This is a genomic window from Streptomyces sp. NPDC002809, from assembly GCF_040295435.1.
Lineage (GTDB): Bacteria > Actinomycetota > Actinomycetes > Streptomycetales > Streptomycetaceae > Streptomyces.
Map to the genome: position 1 here is coordinate 54,460 of NZ_JBEOVJ010000041.1, position 13,205 is coordinate 67,664.

Annotated in this window: 12 protein-coding genes and 2 pseudogenes; 8 read left to right on the forward strand and 6 right to left on the reverse strand. The window is 68.7% G+C overall.

Annotation, left to right across the window (positions count from 1 at the left end):
- Positions 1-15 precede the first annotated feature (15 nt).
- The 4 genes and pseudogenes from ABT025_RS23470 to ABT025_RS23485 form a co-directional block, all read right to left on the reverse strand.
- Positions 16-678 (reverse strand): MBL fold metallo-hydrolase, encoded by a 663-nt coding sequence (locus ABT025_RS23470; protein ID WP_350997735.1) that lies wholly within the window; start codon positions 676-678, stop codon positions 16-18.
- Positions 679-691: 13 nt separating this feature from the next.
- Positions 692-1,969 carry a bifunctional 3-oxoadipate enol-lactonase/4-carboxymuconolactone decarboxylase PcaDC gene (gene pcaDC / locus ABT025_RS23475; protein WP_350997778.1) on the reverse strand — a complete coding sequence of 426 codons (1,278 nt, stop codon included), beginning with the start codon at positions 1,967-1,969 and terminating at the stop codon, positions 692-694.
- A gap of 107 nt (positions 1,970-2,076) precedes the next feature.
- Positions 2,077-2,343 (reverse strand): hypothetical protein, encoded by a 267-nt coding sequence (locus tag ABT025_RS23480; RefSeq protein ID WP_350997781.1) that lies wholly within the window; start codon positions 2,341-2,343, stop codon positions 2,077-2,079.
- Positions 2,344-2,401: 58 nt separating this feature from the next.
- A pseudogene (locus tag ABT025_RS23485) lies at positions 2,402-2,791 on the reverse strand (DNA primase); the annotation flags it as partial.
- A gap of 724 nt (positions 2,792-3,515) precedes the next feature.
- Between ABT025_RS23485 and ABT025_RS23490 the strand changes: the two are divergent.
- The 7 genes from ABT025_RS23490 (at position 3,516) to ABT025_RS23520 (ending at position 10,374) form a co-directional block, all read left to right on the forward strand.
- On the forward strand, positions 3,516-4,715 hold the full coding sequence (locus ABT025_RS23490) for an ATP-binding protein (RefSeq protein WP_350997738.1): 1,200 nt from the start codon (positions 3,516-3,518) through the stop codon (positions 4,713-4,715).
- Complete coding sequence (locus ABT025_RS23495) at positions 4,712-5,110, forward strand: roadblock/LC7 domain-containing protein (RefSeq protein ID WP_350997741.1); 399 nt, start codon at positions 4,712-4,714, stop codon at positions 5,108-5,110. Before ABT025_RS23490 ends, ABT025_RS23495 begins: the two co-directional genes overlap by 4 nt.
- On the forward strand, positions 5,107-5,496 hold the full coding sequence (locus tag ABT025_RS23500) for a DUF742 domain-containing protein (RefSeq protein ID WP_350997744.1): 390 nt from the start codon (positions 5,107-5,109) through the stop codon (positions 5,494-5,496). Before ABT025_RS23495 ends, ABT025_RS23500 begins: the two co-directional genes overlap by 4 nt.
- Positions 5,471-6,076 carry a GTP-binding protein gene (locus tag ABT025_RS23505; protein WP_350997747.1) on the forward strand — a complete coding sequence of 202 codons (606 nt, stop codon included), beginning with the start codon at positions 5,471-5,473 and terminating at the stop codon, positions 6,074-6,076. Before ABT025_RS23500 ends, ABT025_RS23505 begins: the two co-directional genes overlap by 26 nt.
- Positions 6,073-7,419, forward strand: coding sequence for a cytochrome P450 (locus ABT025_RS23510; protein ID WP_350997750.1), 1,347 nt, complete (start codon positions 6,073-6,075; stop codon positions 7,417-7,419). Before ABT025_RS23505 ends, ABT025_RS23510 begins: the two co-directional genes overlap by 4 nt.
- A gap of 352 nt (positions 7,420-7,771) precedes the next feature.
- Positions 7,772-9,028: a tryptophan dimethylallyltransferase family protein gene (locus ABT025_RS23515; RefSeq protein WP_350997753.1), complete on the forward strand. Its 1,257-nt coding sequence runs from the start codon at positions 7,772-7,774 to the stop codon at positions 9,026-9,028.
- Complete coding sequence (locus tag ABT025_RS23520; protein WP_350997756.1) at positions 9,001-10,374, forward strand: tryptophanase; 1,374 nt, start codon at positions 9,001-9,003, stop codon at positions 10,372-10,374. Before ABT025_RS23515 ends, ABT025_RS23520 begins: the two co-directional genes overlap by 28 nt.
- Positions 10,375-10,732: 358 nt before the next feature.
- Here ABT025_RS23520 and ABT025_RS23525 read toward each other — a convergent pair.
- Positions 10,733-10,971, reverse strand: a pseudogene (locus tag ABT025_RS23525) (ISAzo13-like element transposase-related protein); the annotation flags it as partial.
- 368 nt (positions 10,972-11,339) lie between these two features.
- Positions 11,340-12,263, reverse strand: coding sequence for an SAVMC3_10250 family protein (locus tag ABT025_RS23530; protein ID WP_350997766.1), 924 nt, complete (start codon positions 12,261-12,263; stop codon positions 11,340-11,342).
- A 450-nt stretch (positions 12,264-12,713) separates the two neighbouring features.
- Between ABT025_RS23530 and ABT025_RS23535 the strand changes: the two genes are divergently transcribed.
- Positions 12,714-13,094, forward strand: a complete 381-nt coding sequence (locus tag ABT025_RS23535) for a hypothetical protein (protein ID WP_502972007.1) — start codon at positions 12,714-12,716, stop codon at positions 13,092-13,094.
- The last annotated feature ends 111 nt before the right edge of the window (positions 13,095-13,205 follow it).

Sequence of the window (13,205 nt, forward strand, 5' to 3'; positions counted from 1 at the left end):
CCGGGGCGGCGCCCGTCACACGCCGGTCGACTCTCCCGGGGTCAGCCGGGCATGGTCGGCACCGCCCAGGTTGCCGAGGTGGGTGTCGTAGATCGGGCGGGCCAGATCGGTGAGCAGCGCGTCGTGGATGTCGATGGCGCGACGCGGCTTGACCTCGCGCACGTAGTCGATGACCTCGGAGATCTTGTTCCAGGGGGCCATCACCGGGACCATCAGCGTGTCGACCGGCCGCTCGGGCACGGTGAGGGCGTCGCCCGGGTGGAAGACGGATCCGTCCACCAGGAAGCCGACGTTCGTGACCCTCGGGAGATCCGGGTGGATCACGGCATGGAGCTCGCCGTGCACCTGGATGTCGAACCCGGCGGCCGAGAAGGTGTCGCCGTTCCCGACGGTGTGGACGCGTCCAAGGAACGCCGCCGCAAGCTTCTCGGCCACGCTGCGCAGCGTCCAGATCTCGGCCGCCGGATCGGCCTCCAGACCGGCCCGCAGCCGCTCCTCGTCGAAGTGGTCGGGATGCTCGTGCGTCACCAGGATCGCCTCGGCGCCGATCGCGGCGTCCTGCTCGGAGAACCCGCCCGGGTCGATGACGAGCGTGCGCCCGTCCTTCTCCAGCCGGATGCAGGAATGGGACTGCTTGGTCAGCGTGAGCGCGAGCGGCTCGGGATTCTGGACGTTCATACGGCCCATCCTGCTACGCGGGCGGTGTCGTTTCGGCCTGAATCACGGACTGGGCGATCGTGAATGCGGCACTCGCGGCGGGGATCCCGCAGTACACGGCGGTCTGCAGCAGAACCTCCCTGATCTCCACCGGGGTGAGGCCGTTGCGCAGGGCGGCGCTGACGTGTGCTGCCAGGCCTTCCAGGTGTCCGGAGGCGACCAGAGCGGTGAGCGTGACACTGCTGCGGGTGCGCCGGTCGAGCCCCTCCCGGTTCCAGACCTCACCCCAGGCGTAGCGGGTGACGAGCTCCTGGAAGTCGCCGGTGAAGTCGTCGGCGGCGGCCATGACTCCGTCGACGTGGGCGTCACCGAGCACCTCACGGCGAATCCTCATCCCCGGCCCGTACGGATCGGGGCGCCCACCGGCTTCCGCCTCGGGCTGCGCGGTGCCGGCGGTGAGCTCCGCGACGGGCAGCACGGGGGCGGAGAGCCTGGGTACGAACGAGGGCACGGGAATGGCGGCCTGGGTGTCCTGCCAGGCCGTGGAGAAGTGAGTGAGCAGAAGGTCGGTGACGGCTCCCGGCTGCTCGACCGGGGCCAGGTGGGAGGCGCCCGGGACGAGAGCCAGCCGTGCGTCGGGTATGCCCGCGACCAGGGTCCGGGCATCGCCGGGACCTGTGACCTGGTCCTCCGCACCGACCAGGACGAGTGTGGGAGCGCCGATCCGGCCGAGATCGGTCCGGATGTCGAAGGCGGCGAGTGCCTCGCAGGCCGCGATGTAGCAGCCGGGGTCGGTGGTACGCACCATCTGGACGGCCCACTCGACGATGGCCGGCTGAGCGGCGGCGAAGCCCGGCGTGAACCAGCGCTCCGGCGCGGTGCGGGCCATCGGCTCCAGCCCGTTGGTGCGGACGATCACCCCGCGCTGGCGGAATTCGTCGGCGCTGCCGAACCGGGGCGAGGAGGCGACCAGCGCCAGCGTGGCGACCCGCTGCGGATGCCGCAGCGCGAGGTCGGCGCCGATCGCGCCGCCGATGGAGCAGCCCGCGTACCCGAAGCGCTGGACCCCGAGGCTGTCGAGGGTGGCCACCAGCCGGTCGGTGAGCTCCCCGACGGCGGTGGCGGGGTGCGCGGGCGCGCCGCCGTGTCCCGGGAGGTCGTAGCGGAAGACTCTCCAGTGCTGAGTGAGCTCGGGTATCTGCCGGTCCCACATGTGCCATGTGGTACCGAGGCTTGGTCCGAGCACCAGCACAGGCGCGTCCTCCGGCCCGTCTACCTGGTACTTCAACGTTCTGTTGTCTGTCTGGCTCACAGTCCTACGCTCCCACGTCTCACAGCCATCTCTCACACCCCCCTCCTGAGCACCGTGAAGACCGCCCCATGACGTAGCGGCTCCACGAAGATCCTCTACGTCCGGCTTCACGTACCAACGCTTGGTGGTCTTGACGTCGGTGTGCCCCACCCATGGTGCCAGCAAGCAATCCGGCACCCCATGGTTGGCCGGACAGGTGAAGCACGACGCACGAGCACGTCGTCGTCGAAGGTGTCGGTGAGGAAGCGGAAGAAGCGCGGGGTGGGTATGGCCCGCGGGCCGATGCCGGTGCTGCAGGAGTTGAAGTCGCGCAGAGGGTCGGCCGCGCGGACCTCGCCGGTGCGCAGGTCGACGATCCCGTTCGGCATGCACAGTTGTAGGCGTCTCCGTCGAGTTCCTCCGCGTCGAGGGAGGGGGTGGGGCGGCTGCGGCCTGGTGCGGCATCGCCTTCACCCCAGCGGTGGATGACGAGTAGCGGCGGTGACGGGTCACCTCCTGCTGGGAGAAGCGGCCGGTGGGGTCGTAGGTGGGCATCTGGTCGGCCATGCCTCCGGCTGCCCAGGTGGCGGCGGTTTCTCCGCCACGCAGCTTCCACCGGCCTGAGTCCCAGCCGTACCAGCCGTTTCCTGCGACGTAGCGGAACTGTCCCGAGTACAGGAAGGCGAACAGCTCCGCGCTGGCACAGTCGGTGAGGTCGCGGGGAGGCCGCCCGGCCGGCGGGGCACCAGGAGCAGGGGGCGCCGGTTCCCTGACCTCCCGGGTCGCTTTCCGGGCAGGAGGGACCACGCCCGCACCAGAACCGTCACCACACTGCTGACCCATGACACCGTGATCCGATCCCGCACCCACCAACAAGCTCGGCCCGCACCTGCTGCAGCACACGCGTCCGGCTCAATGCGCCGTCCTGCCGTCTGGTTGGCGTACCGGCGTCCAGTCGGGGCGTCCGTGCTGTCCCAGTCGGGCGGGTCATCGATCACGGGGCGACGCGGTCTTCGTGGGGCGCTTCCCACAGGTCTTTCCGGTACGGGTGCACCTGTCTACGGGCTGGGCCGCCTCGGTCGTTCGCGTCGCCGCGTTCCGGACAGGCTGCGGCGGCAAGGAAGCCCAGACCATGTGGCTGCGGTCACATGTCCTGAGCCGCAGATCGCGTCACCGTCCGTAGCCCGCTCTCGAATCGGCCATCTTGTGCCCTGGAAACGCTTGTTGGCCGGATGGCACTCCCCTGCTCCGTATCGCCGCGTCAGCCCGCCACAAGGCGAGATGTGCCGCAGAGGGGGCGCGATCCGCCACTCTGAGCCTCCACCTCGCAGGCACACCTCCCCACTGACATGAACATGCGTTTCTCGCCAACGGGGCAACGGCGTGGCGGACTTGACAGAGCCTCATGATCATCTGGTGATAGGCTCGCGTGCACATGCCACGCGAGCTTTCGCCTTGGCATGGCTACAGCCAGGGGGGCTCTCCGGGCGGTGACGTCTGCCCACAGCCGAGGGTCCGCTTGGACAGATTTCGAGAGCTGGACTCCAGCCGCTCAATAGAGAGTCACATGACAAATTTTTGGCAGGATCCGACAGTGTGGGCGCTTGCCGTCGGCGTCGCTGTCGCCGCCACGGTAATAACCCGCCAGCGAAATAAGATCAAGGCGCTACGTCGTCAAAAGCAGGGTGCTCAAGGTGAGCTGACCGCATCGCAGGGCAGGGCCGCCGTCCTCGAGTCCACCGTCACCGAGCTGCGCAGCGGCTACGACGAGGTGGTCCGCCAGGCCAAGGAAGAGGCGGAGGAGGCCACAAACACCGTACTGAAGTCGGCCATGCGGACCCTTCAGGGCCTCGCCGCGGAGCAGCAGCGGGCCATCTCCGGGCTGCAGAAGAAGTACGGCGACTCGGCCGTGTTGCGGGACATGCTGGACATCGACCACATGAACTCGCAATTCAACCGGCGTGCGCAGTCCATTGCTGTGCTGTGCGGAGGGTGGCTCGGCCGGCAGCGGGAGGCCGCATCGGTCTATGACGTGATCCGCGGAGCGCAGGGCCGTATCCGGCACTACCAGCGCATCGAGATCGCCTCACGGGTCGATTTCGCGGTGACCAGCCGTGCCGTCGAACCGATCGCGCTGACGGTGGCCGAGCTGCTCGACAACGCGACCAGCTATTCCGAGCCGTCCACCATGGTCGAGGTCGAGGTGCGGACGGTGCCCCGGGGCATCTGCATCGTGATCGACGACGCCGGTGTCGGCATGAGCGAGGAAGAACGGACGAACGCCACCGCTCTGCTGTCCAGCGGGTCTGCGGTGAGCGTTTCGGAGCTCGGCAACCCTCCCGCGTTCGGTTTCGCGGTGATCGGTGCCCTGTGCGCGCGGTTCGGGTTCACGGTCGCCATCGACAGCACCTCTCCCTACGGCGGCGTCCGCGCGGTGGTGATGGTGCCGAAGGAGTTGTTGACCGAGATGCCCGAGCCGAAGAAGCCCACTTCCACGCAAGAAGTCAATGCCGCTGCCGCGATCCGCGGTTCGGCTCCTGCGGCGACAGAGGGCGGGCTGCCCCGACGACGGAACAAGCGCGGCATGGCGCTCGTGCCGGACGGCGGCCGCAGGTCTGATGAAGCGCCACCGGCCCGGTCAGCAGAGGCACGGGTGGCGGCCATGGGCGCGTTTCAGCGTGGCACTCTCAGCGGCCGAGGTGCGGGGGTACCGGCCGCCGAAGGTGACACCACTGCCGATTCACACGAAGGATTCGATGCCCCGTGAGCGACGACCTGTCCTGGATGCTTGAGGACGCGCTGCAGATTCCGCATGCTCTCCACGCGGTCCTGATCTCTGCCGACGGCCTCCAGATGTCCCGTACCACGGAGATTGACAGGGGCGATGCCGACAAGGTGGCCGCCGCGGTCTCCGGCCTGCAGTCGCTCAGCCGGGCCATCAGCTTCTTCTGCGGTGAGCACGGAGCGAACTGGCGCCAGACCCTCATCGAGTTCGACGGGGGCTGGGTGTTCCTGAACGCTGCGGGCGGCGGCAGCTACCTTGCCGTGGCTGCGTCGGCCGAGGTCGACATGCAGGACATCACGTACCGGATGCAGCAGCTGGTCAGCCGGCTGGGCAAGGCGATGTCGACCGGCCTTCGCGGCGACACGGTCACCTCATGACGGAACCCGGCCCTCCCGAGCCCGAGTTCGAGTCCGAGGCCGGAGAACTGGTCCGGCCCTACGTCATCACCCGTGGCCGTGACCTGCCCGATGAGGACGAGTTCGCCCTCATCACTCTCATTACGACGGCCACCGACGAGCAGCAGCGCCCCCAGCGGCTCTCGCCCGAGGAGCAGCAGATCCTGGAGATGTGCTCCAGTGGCTACCTCTCGGTCGCTGAGATCGCCGCCCACTCCCAGCTGCCGCTCGGGGTGGTCAAGGTGCTGCTCAGTTCCCTCGCCGAGGGGGGCTATCTCGTGACCCGGGCGCCGGTGCCATCGGCCCGTCCCACCAACAAGGCCTTGCTTAAGGAGGTGCTCGATGGCCTCAAGGCTCTCCCTGTCTGAGGATGCCTACGTGCCCAGCGGCGCACAGCAGACTGCAGTGAAAATCCTGGTCGTCGGGCATTTCGCCGTCGGCAAGACCACCCTGATCGGCTCTCTTTCCGAGATCACGCCACTGTCCACCGAGGAGCGGATGACGACGCTCTCGGAGCGCGTCGACGACCTCAAAGGGGTTCAGGGAAAAACCACCACAACCGTCGCCCTGGACTTTGGCCGGCTGACGCTGAGCGAGCGCATCGTTCTGTATCTGTTCGGCTCCCCCGGACAGCAGCGCTTCGTGAGTCTGTGGGACGACACGGCCCGCGGAGCACTGGGCGCCCTGGTCCTGGTGGACCCCGAGCGCCTGGCCGACTCCTTCGACGTCATGGATCTGGTCGAGAGCTACGGCCTCGATTTCGCCGTGGCCATCAATCACTTCGACGGCAGTACGGTCCACACCCCGGAGGAAGTCCGGGAGGCACTCGACCTGCTGCCCGACACCCCCGTCGTCACCGTCGACGCACGCGACGAGAAGTCGTCCGTCGACGCCCTGATCACCTTGGTCCGCTATCTGCACGAGCGCGCCGACCTGGAGCACGCATGACAACCCCCTCTGTACCCCCGCCCGGCTGCCCCGCACATGGCAGCGGGCAGCGCATACCCCTGGACAGCGCGGAGTTCGCTGCCAATCCGCACGCGTACTACCGATACATGCGCGAGCTCGGCCCCACCGCTCCGGTCACCATCGCCCCCGGCGTGGAGGCGACGCTGGTGACCGACTACAACGCGGCTCTGGAACTGCTGCAGGATTCGACGACCTTCCGCAAGGACTCACGCCGCTGGCGTGCACTGGCTGAGGGCTGCATCCGCCCCGACAGCCCGGTCCTGCCGCTGCTGGCCTACCGGCCGAACGCGATGTTCACCGACGGCGCCGAGCATGTGCGGCTGCGACAGGCCATCACCGACTCCTTCGCCCGCGTCAGCAACAAGCGGCTGAGCCGGATCGTCAGCCAGGCAGCCCAGTTCCTGATCAACCAGTTCAGCGCCCGCGGCAGCGCCGACCTGCTCCGCGACTACGCGCAGCAGCTCCCGCTGTACGTGTTCAACGAGCTGTTCGGCTGCCCGGCAGGGATCGGTGACCGGGTGCTGTTCGGCATCTCCGGCATGTTCGACGGAGTCAACGCCGAGGCGGCCAGCCAGGTCCTGCTCGGAGCGGTCAGCGAGCTGGTGGCGCTCAAGCGCGCCCAGCCCGGGGAGGACGTCACGTCCTACCTGATGCAGCATCCGGCGCAGCTGAACGACGAGGAACTGGCGCACACGCTGGTGTTGCTCCTCGGTGCGGGCGGCGAGCCGGAGGGCAACCTGATCGGCAACGCCTTCTACACGATGCTGACCAACGAGGAGTTCGCGCGCCTGGGGCAGTTCGACAAGGCTGTGGACGACACTCTGTGGCGCAATGCGCCGATGTCCAACTATGCACCCCATTACCCGGTGGTCGACACGGACGTGGCCGGCGACAAGGTACGCGCCGGTGACCTGGTGCTGGTGTCCTTCGGCGCCGCCAACACGGCGCTCGCGGACCGCGGAGCCGACACCCGCGGCCACCTCGCCTGGAGCGCGGGCCCGCACTCCTGCCCGTCGAAGGAGCCGGCCAGGCTGATCGCCCTGACGGGACTGGAGACGCTGTTCAACGCCCTGCCCGACGTTGAACTCGCCGTCCCCGCGGACAGCCTCGCCTGGCGGCCCGGCCCCTTCAACCGGGCCCTGGCCTCCCTGCCCGTCCGGTTCAGCGCGGCCACCCCGCGCGCCGCGGCCGCACCGGAGCCGACCGCCGTGCCCCGCTACCAGGCACCCCCCGTCGCGGCCGCACCCACGCCCGCTGCGCCGCAGCCCACCGGCAAAGCGGGGCGCTGGAGCAGCTTCATGACGTGGCTGACGGGCCAGTAGCCCACACCCCCTGTGACGCATGTGACACAGGCAGTTGAGGTAGCCTGCATGAAAGATCAACTTCCTGGGTAGGACGGCGCGGAGTGTCTGGAGTGACACAAGATGAAGGAGAGGTAGTGGACCTCGCAAGCATCTCCGCGCCCCCATCCGCGAGCGCCCGACCGGGCCCACGGCGCACCACCCCGAGCAGACGCAACCCGTGCGGGGGCGTCGACCCCGACCACCCGCAGGACCGAATACCCGCTGCTCCCGGCAGCGGACCGGCCCTCGTCTCCTCCGTTGCCGGCGGAGCACGTCCCCGTACTCCCGCACCGTACAGACGCGATACGCGCCCCGCCGTGCGAGGCACACAATGACCTCCCACCCGGGCCCCGGCATACCGGCAACCAGCCCCGGTGAGACGACGCTCGGCGACCACGTGCTCGGTCAACTGCGGCGCCTGGGCGCCACCGTGGGCCTGAGCGAGGCGGACACCGAGCTGTACGGACAGGTCCTGATCGACTCCCTCGCAAGCGCGGCCGACCGGCCGCTGTCCCTGCCGCCGGCCTCGCCCAGCTTCCTTTCCGATGACCACTCCCCCGTCGAGTTCTCCCTCGCCGGCACTCCGGACGCCGCCCCGGCCCTGCGGGTGCTCGTGGAGCCCGGGTGGGCCCACAGCGACATGGTCGACAGCGGCCGCGCCGGGCTTGCGGCCATCCGCGCAATGGGCGCCCGCTGGGGCTTCGCCACCGACCAGCTCGACGCCCTCGCCGACCTGTTCTTCCCCGCTGCAGCCCAGGGCCCCCTGGCCCTGTGGTACGCGCTCGATCTGCGCGCCGGAGGGGTCCCAGGGGTCAAGGTCTACCTGAACCCCTCCGCCTCCGGCCCGGAAAACGCGGCCCGCACCGTGCGCGAGGCACTGCGGCGGCTCGGCTACGGCCAGGCCTTCGAGCAACTGCCCCCGGCGGCCGGCTATCCGTTCCTCGCCCTGGACCTGGGCGCCTGGACGTCCCCCCGGGTCAAGGTCTACGTGAGACACCCGCGCATGTCAGCCGATGACGCCTGCGCGCTCAGCCGTAACTCCGGAGCCACAGCGGCCGACGTCCGCTACTTCTTCCACGCGGCCGCGGGCTCCCTCGCGCCGTCCGAACGCGGCAGAAACGACACGCCGCGACTGGTGCGGCGGCCGGCGCTCACCTGCCACTCCTTCACCGAAGGCGACAGCAACCCGAGCGGCTTCACGCTCCACATTCCCGTTCGCGACTACGTGCGCGACGACGAAGAGGCCCTCGCCCGCTCCACAGCCCTGCTGACCAGGGCCGGCATGGACCCCACCGTGCTGAACCGAGGTCTGGGAGCGCTCACACAGCGAACCCTCGCCGACGGGGTGGGGCTGATCGCCTACCTGGCCCTGGTGTACGAGCGCAACCGGCCACCCCGGCTCACCGCCTACCTGAGTTCCGAGTCCTACCGCGTCCGGCCGCCGCAGGAGCAGTACCCGCAGGGCCCCTGGATGCATGGGCAACGCGCCCAGAGCGTCCTGGACCTCGGGCACCAGGCCGTCGGCCACGTCAGCCCGCACACCGCACAGAAGGAAGTCTCGTGGAGCCCTACCGCATCAAGGTCGTAGAACCTCTTGCTTTCACCACCCGGGAGGAGCGCGAGGCCGCGCTGAAGCGGGTCGCCTACAACCCCTTCGACCTGCGGGCCGACGAAGTCACCATCGACCTGTTGAGCGACTCCGGGACCGGTGCCATCTCCGCGGACCAGCTCGCCGCAGGAATGCAGGGCGACGAGTCCTACGCCGGTAGCCGCTCCTTCTACCGGTGGCACGAGGTCGTCTCCGAACTCACCGGTTACCCCCATATCCTGCCGGCCCACCAAGGCCGCGCGGCCGAGCGCATCCTCTTCTCCTCGCTGCTGCGGCCTGGCACGAGTGTGCTGTCCAACACGCACTTCGACACCACCCGCGCCAACGTCGAACTGACTGGCTGCACGGCGTACGACCTGCCCTGCGCCGAGGCGAAGGACCTCGACAACGACTTTCCGTTCAAGGGCAACATCGACCTGATCGCCCTCGAACAGGCCCTGGAGAACGCGGACCAGAAGCCCGTTGGGGCCGTGCTGATGACCATCACCAACAACGGTGGCGGTGGCCAGCCGGTCAGCATGGACAACCTGCACCGCACCGCCGAACTGTGCCGCCGTCACAACGTGCCGATGATCCTCGACGCGGCCCGGTTCGCGGAGAACGCCTGGCTGGTGACCCAGCGCGAACCCGGCTACGCCGACCGCACCCCCCGCCAGGTCGCCGAGGAGGCCTTCCGCCTCGCCGACGGCTGCGTCATGAGCGCGAAGAAGGACGGGATCGTCCACATCGGCGGCTTCATCGGCCTGAAGGACGCCGAAGTCGCCGAGCGGTGCGGCGGTCTGCTCATCGCCACCGAAGGATTCACCACCTACGGCGGTCTGTCCGGACGTGACCTCGACATGATGGCCCGCGGCCTCCTCGAAGTGACCGAGCCGGCCTACCTCGCCGAGCGTGCCGACATAGCCGCTTATCTCGCCGCACGCATCCGCGAGGCCGGCGTCGACATCGTGGAACCCGCCGGTCTGCACGCCCTCTACGTCAACGCCGGGCGCCTCCTGCCCCACATCCCCCCGCACCAGTACCCCGGCACCGCACTCGTCTGCGAGCTCTACCTGCGCGGAGGCATCCGCTCGGCGGAGCTGGGGTCGCTGTACCTCGGTGAAGAGGACGAGCACGGCAACCCTGTCAAGACGGCGCCCTACGAACTTGTACGGCTGGCTCTCCCCCGACGGGTCTACACCCGCAGCCACTACGACCACGTCGCCGCCACCCTGGCAGATATCGCGAAGAATCCTGAATCCGTCGGTGGCTACCGGGTTACAAGCCAGTCCCCGATCCTCCGACACTTCAGCATCAAACTGGAGCCCGTGAAGTCCGGCGACTGATCAGCACTCTTCGTTCGTCACGACGCGAGCCCAGCCGTCAGAATCCTGAAGCAGTGCAGATCTTTCGGCTGTACCGGTCCAGCGACAGTGCGGCGGCCACGGGAAGGCCCCACCCCGGTGCTTGAGTTCCAGTGGCTGTCGCAACACCCCGGTTCAGGGGATGCGATGGACTTCAGGATCCGGGAGAGCCGGAAGCCGCGGGGCCGCAGGGCCCTGGTCCATGAGCGGGAGGAGTGCTTCCGCTCATGGACCAGGGACTGACCGACCGACACAGGGGCATGTGAACGCGTCGGTATCAACCTCCGGACGGGCAAACGGTGGCTCCACGGGCGGGCCGCGTCCGGGAAGAACCGGGCGCGACCGTGTCGGCGGAGACCCGATGGCCCGTGTCGGCGGAGACCCGGGTCCTGCCGGGTCAGCGCCGCTGCCAGTTTCCGGGTCGACTTCGTCGTCCAGCGCAGAGGCGACATCGGGTCACCCCGCTCGTCGGGCCCGACCAGCGCAAGCAGAGCCGGACGCGGGCCCGGATCAAGGTCTGCTGCCCTCTTTCCGGCCACCACCAGGGCGACGGATCCGCCCCAACAGCTCCTGGCCGGACTGCTGTATTCGGACGTTCCGACAACGCGGCGAGGTGCCGTAGCTGTCGTCGCGCGCCCGCCAGGGATTACGGGACAGCCCTTAGGTCGGCGTCTTGTGTGTGTTCCGGTCACCGAGCGAGGCAGTGATGCCACCCAGCATCCGGCGAAGTGCCGCTCACTCACCGTCCTTGCTCATTCGCCGATGAACGCAGGCCGTGGGCCATCCGTCACTGGTCCGACGAGCGCACCGACTGCGTCAACCGCTCGTCCTGATCTCGGCGCCGGTGATGGGTCGTGATGTGCTCGGCTGCCGGGTCTCAAGTACTACCGCTGCCTGGAGGTTTCTTCTTGCCCTGCATGCCGCCGGCTGGTCCGCACGGGGCCGAATCAACGCGCCGGCGGGTAGACCCGGAACTTCCAGGGCCACCGGCGCCGCGTGGGCTGCGGCACCAAGGCGCCCTCCCGCGGAGGCGGGACGATCTCGACGTACAACGGGGTCGCCACAATCAGTCGGTGCTGCCCGTCCACCGCTCCGAAATTGCACAGGACTCGGGCGTGGCCGTGCACGTGAACGGGTCCTTGTCGCCAAGAGACCATCATGTCGTGGGCCACTCTGGCCGCGTACTCCTGCACCCCTCGCGGACTGCGCGTCAGGGATTCGGGAAGAGCCGTCTCACCACGTTCCTCCATGGCCACCAACTCGGCAGCCATGTCGTGCAGCCAGTCCGACCCGGATCCCATCCGGGTCCGGGGTTGGTCTTCCTCCCCGATGACATGCTGCGCGGACCCGCAGAGCAGCACCTCGACGCCCGAACACTCGGATTCTCCTGTGAACTGGGGGCACAGCAACGGGTTCTCGTGCGACGTGAAGGTGTACACCCCCTTGTCGTGCAGACCCCAGTCCCGGACGCGGGGTCCCCGGTGAAACGGGCCCGAGAACTCCATCCACTCATACGCTCCGACGGACCGGCACGAGGCCGGGACCGCCGTGTGCGCCGTGCATGTCTTCTCGAGATGCGCGATTGCCGCTTCCAGATCCGGGCCCTCGGAGTCACCGGCACCGGCCGAGCCGGACTCGCCGACCGCAACGCGGCCCCCGACACCGAACGCCGTCGTCTCGACCTCGAAGGAGCGGCCCCCGAGGGGGCTCCCTGAACCGCTGTGGAAATGCCGGAGTTTCGGCTGTGAAAAATAGAGCAGGTCCCGCATCCGACCCCCACGACTCGACCGGTCAGCAGCATCACGAGCATACTGATCGATTCGGGATGAGGTGCGTAGTCGCCTCCAGCAGAGGGGCGACCCGCACAGCATGCGACGACCGCCTTGCTGCCCGGTCGGCCTGGACCTTCGGCGCCGCGGAACTCGTCCGATCCCGGCATGGCTTGTTCTGGCCCGTGGTGGACCACGCGCACTTCCGTCCGCCGCCGGCCGTAAATCCTCCACCTCCGGCTCCGCGTACGAGCGATCGGTCGTACGGAAGTCGGTGCGCCCGGCCGAGCGGGCAGGCAGACGGTCTGCCACGCCGTTGTCGAGCTGATCGCCGGACGCCTCCCCGCCGGGTCGCCACAGGTGCCCGTCCGGCGGATGCGGGTCGTCGCAGTGACGTTTCCGGGCACGGCTTCGCTTGGTTGGGGGGAGGGACCGAAAGGGGTCCCTCCCCGGGCGTCCGGATGGGGCTCCCGGAGATGACAGCTGGGGGCTGTGGTGGGTTCGGGTGGGGAACAGGGACGTCTCTTGTCTGCCGGTGAGATGCGCGTGGGGGTGGCTGAGTTCGTGAGGCGGGTGACGGCGCGGAACCGGTTGCCCCTGGACTACTCGGTGGCGAGCCTCCGTGTGGTGGACCGCATCACCGACGGGCTTCGCGGTGCGGGGCCGGAGCAGCGGATTGTGGCGCGTGAGCTGTTCTGGCTCGGGGCCTACGCGGGCGAGGTGTTCGTCCGGAGGGCCGGGGCGCAGTGGGTGGACTTCGACCGGGGCCAGCAGGAGCTCTTCGGTCAGATGGTGGGTGTCCGGATGCCCGATGGGCGGGTGTGGAATCCGATCGGGAAGGTCGCCAAGCGGTTTACGGCCGGCCAGGAGGAGTCCGTTCAGCAGATGTACTTCCTGCTCCATGGCCGCGTGCCGATGAGGGCCGGGTGGTGAGTTCGTGTTCCGTTTCGGGGGCCGGCCGGTGAGGTGGTGCTTCCGTGTGCTGTGACGTTTCTGTGTGTCAGGGCGCAGAAGGAGAGGGGCGGCATGCTGGGCGATCGAAGA

Coding starts and splice junctions, on each gene's coding strand:
- ABT025_RS23470 (WP_350997735.1), bottom strand. CDS start 678: ATGAACGTCCAGAATCCCGAGCCGCTCGCGCTCACGCTGACCAAGCAG.
- ABT025_RS23490 (WP_350997738.1), top strand. CDS start 3,516: ATGACAAATTTTTGGCAGGATCCGACAGTGTGGGCGCTTGCCGTCGGC.
- ABT025_RS23500 (WP_350997744.1), top strand. CDS start 5,107: ATGACGGAACCCGGCCCTCCCGAGCCCGAGTTCGAGTCCGAGGCCGGA.
- ABT025_RS23505 (WP_350997747.1), top strand. CDS start 5,471: ATGGCCTCAAGGCTCTCCCTGTCTGAGGATGCCTACGTGCCCAGCGGC.
- ABT025_RS23510 (WP_350997750.1), top strand. CDS start 6,073: ATGACAACCCCCTCTGTACCCCCGCCCGGCTGCCCCGCACATGGCAGC.
- ABT025_RS23515 (WP_350997753.1), top strand. CDS start 7,772: ATGACCTCCCACCCGGGCCCCGGCATACCGGCAACCAGCCCCGGTGAG.
- ABT025_RS23530 (WP_350997766.1), bottom strand. CDS start 12,263: ATGCTGTGCGGGTCGCCCCTCTGCTGGAGGCGACTACGCACCTCATCC.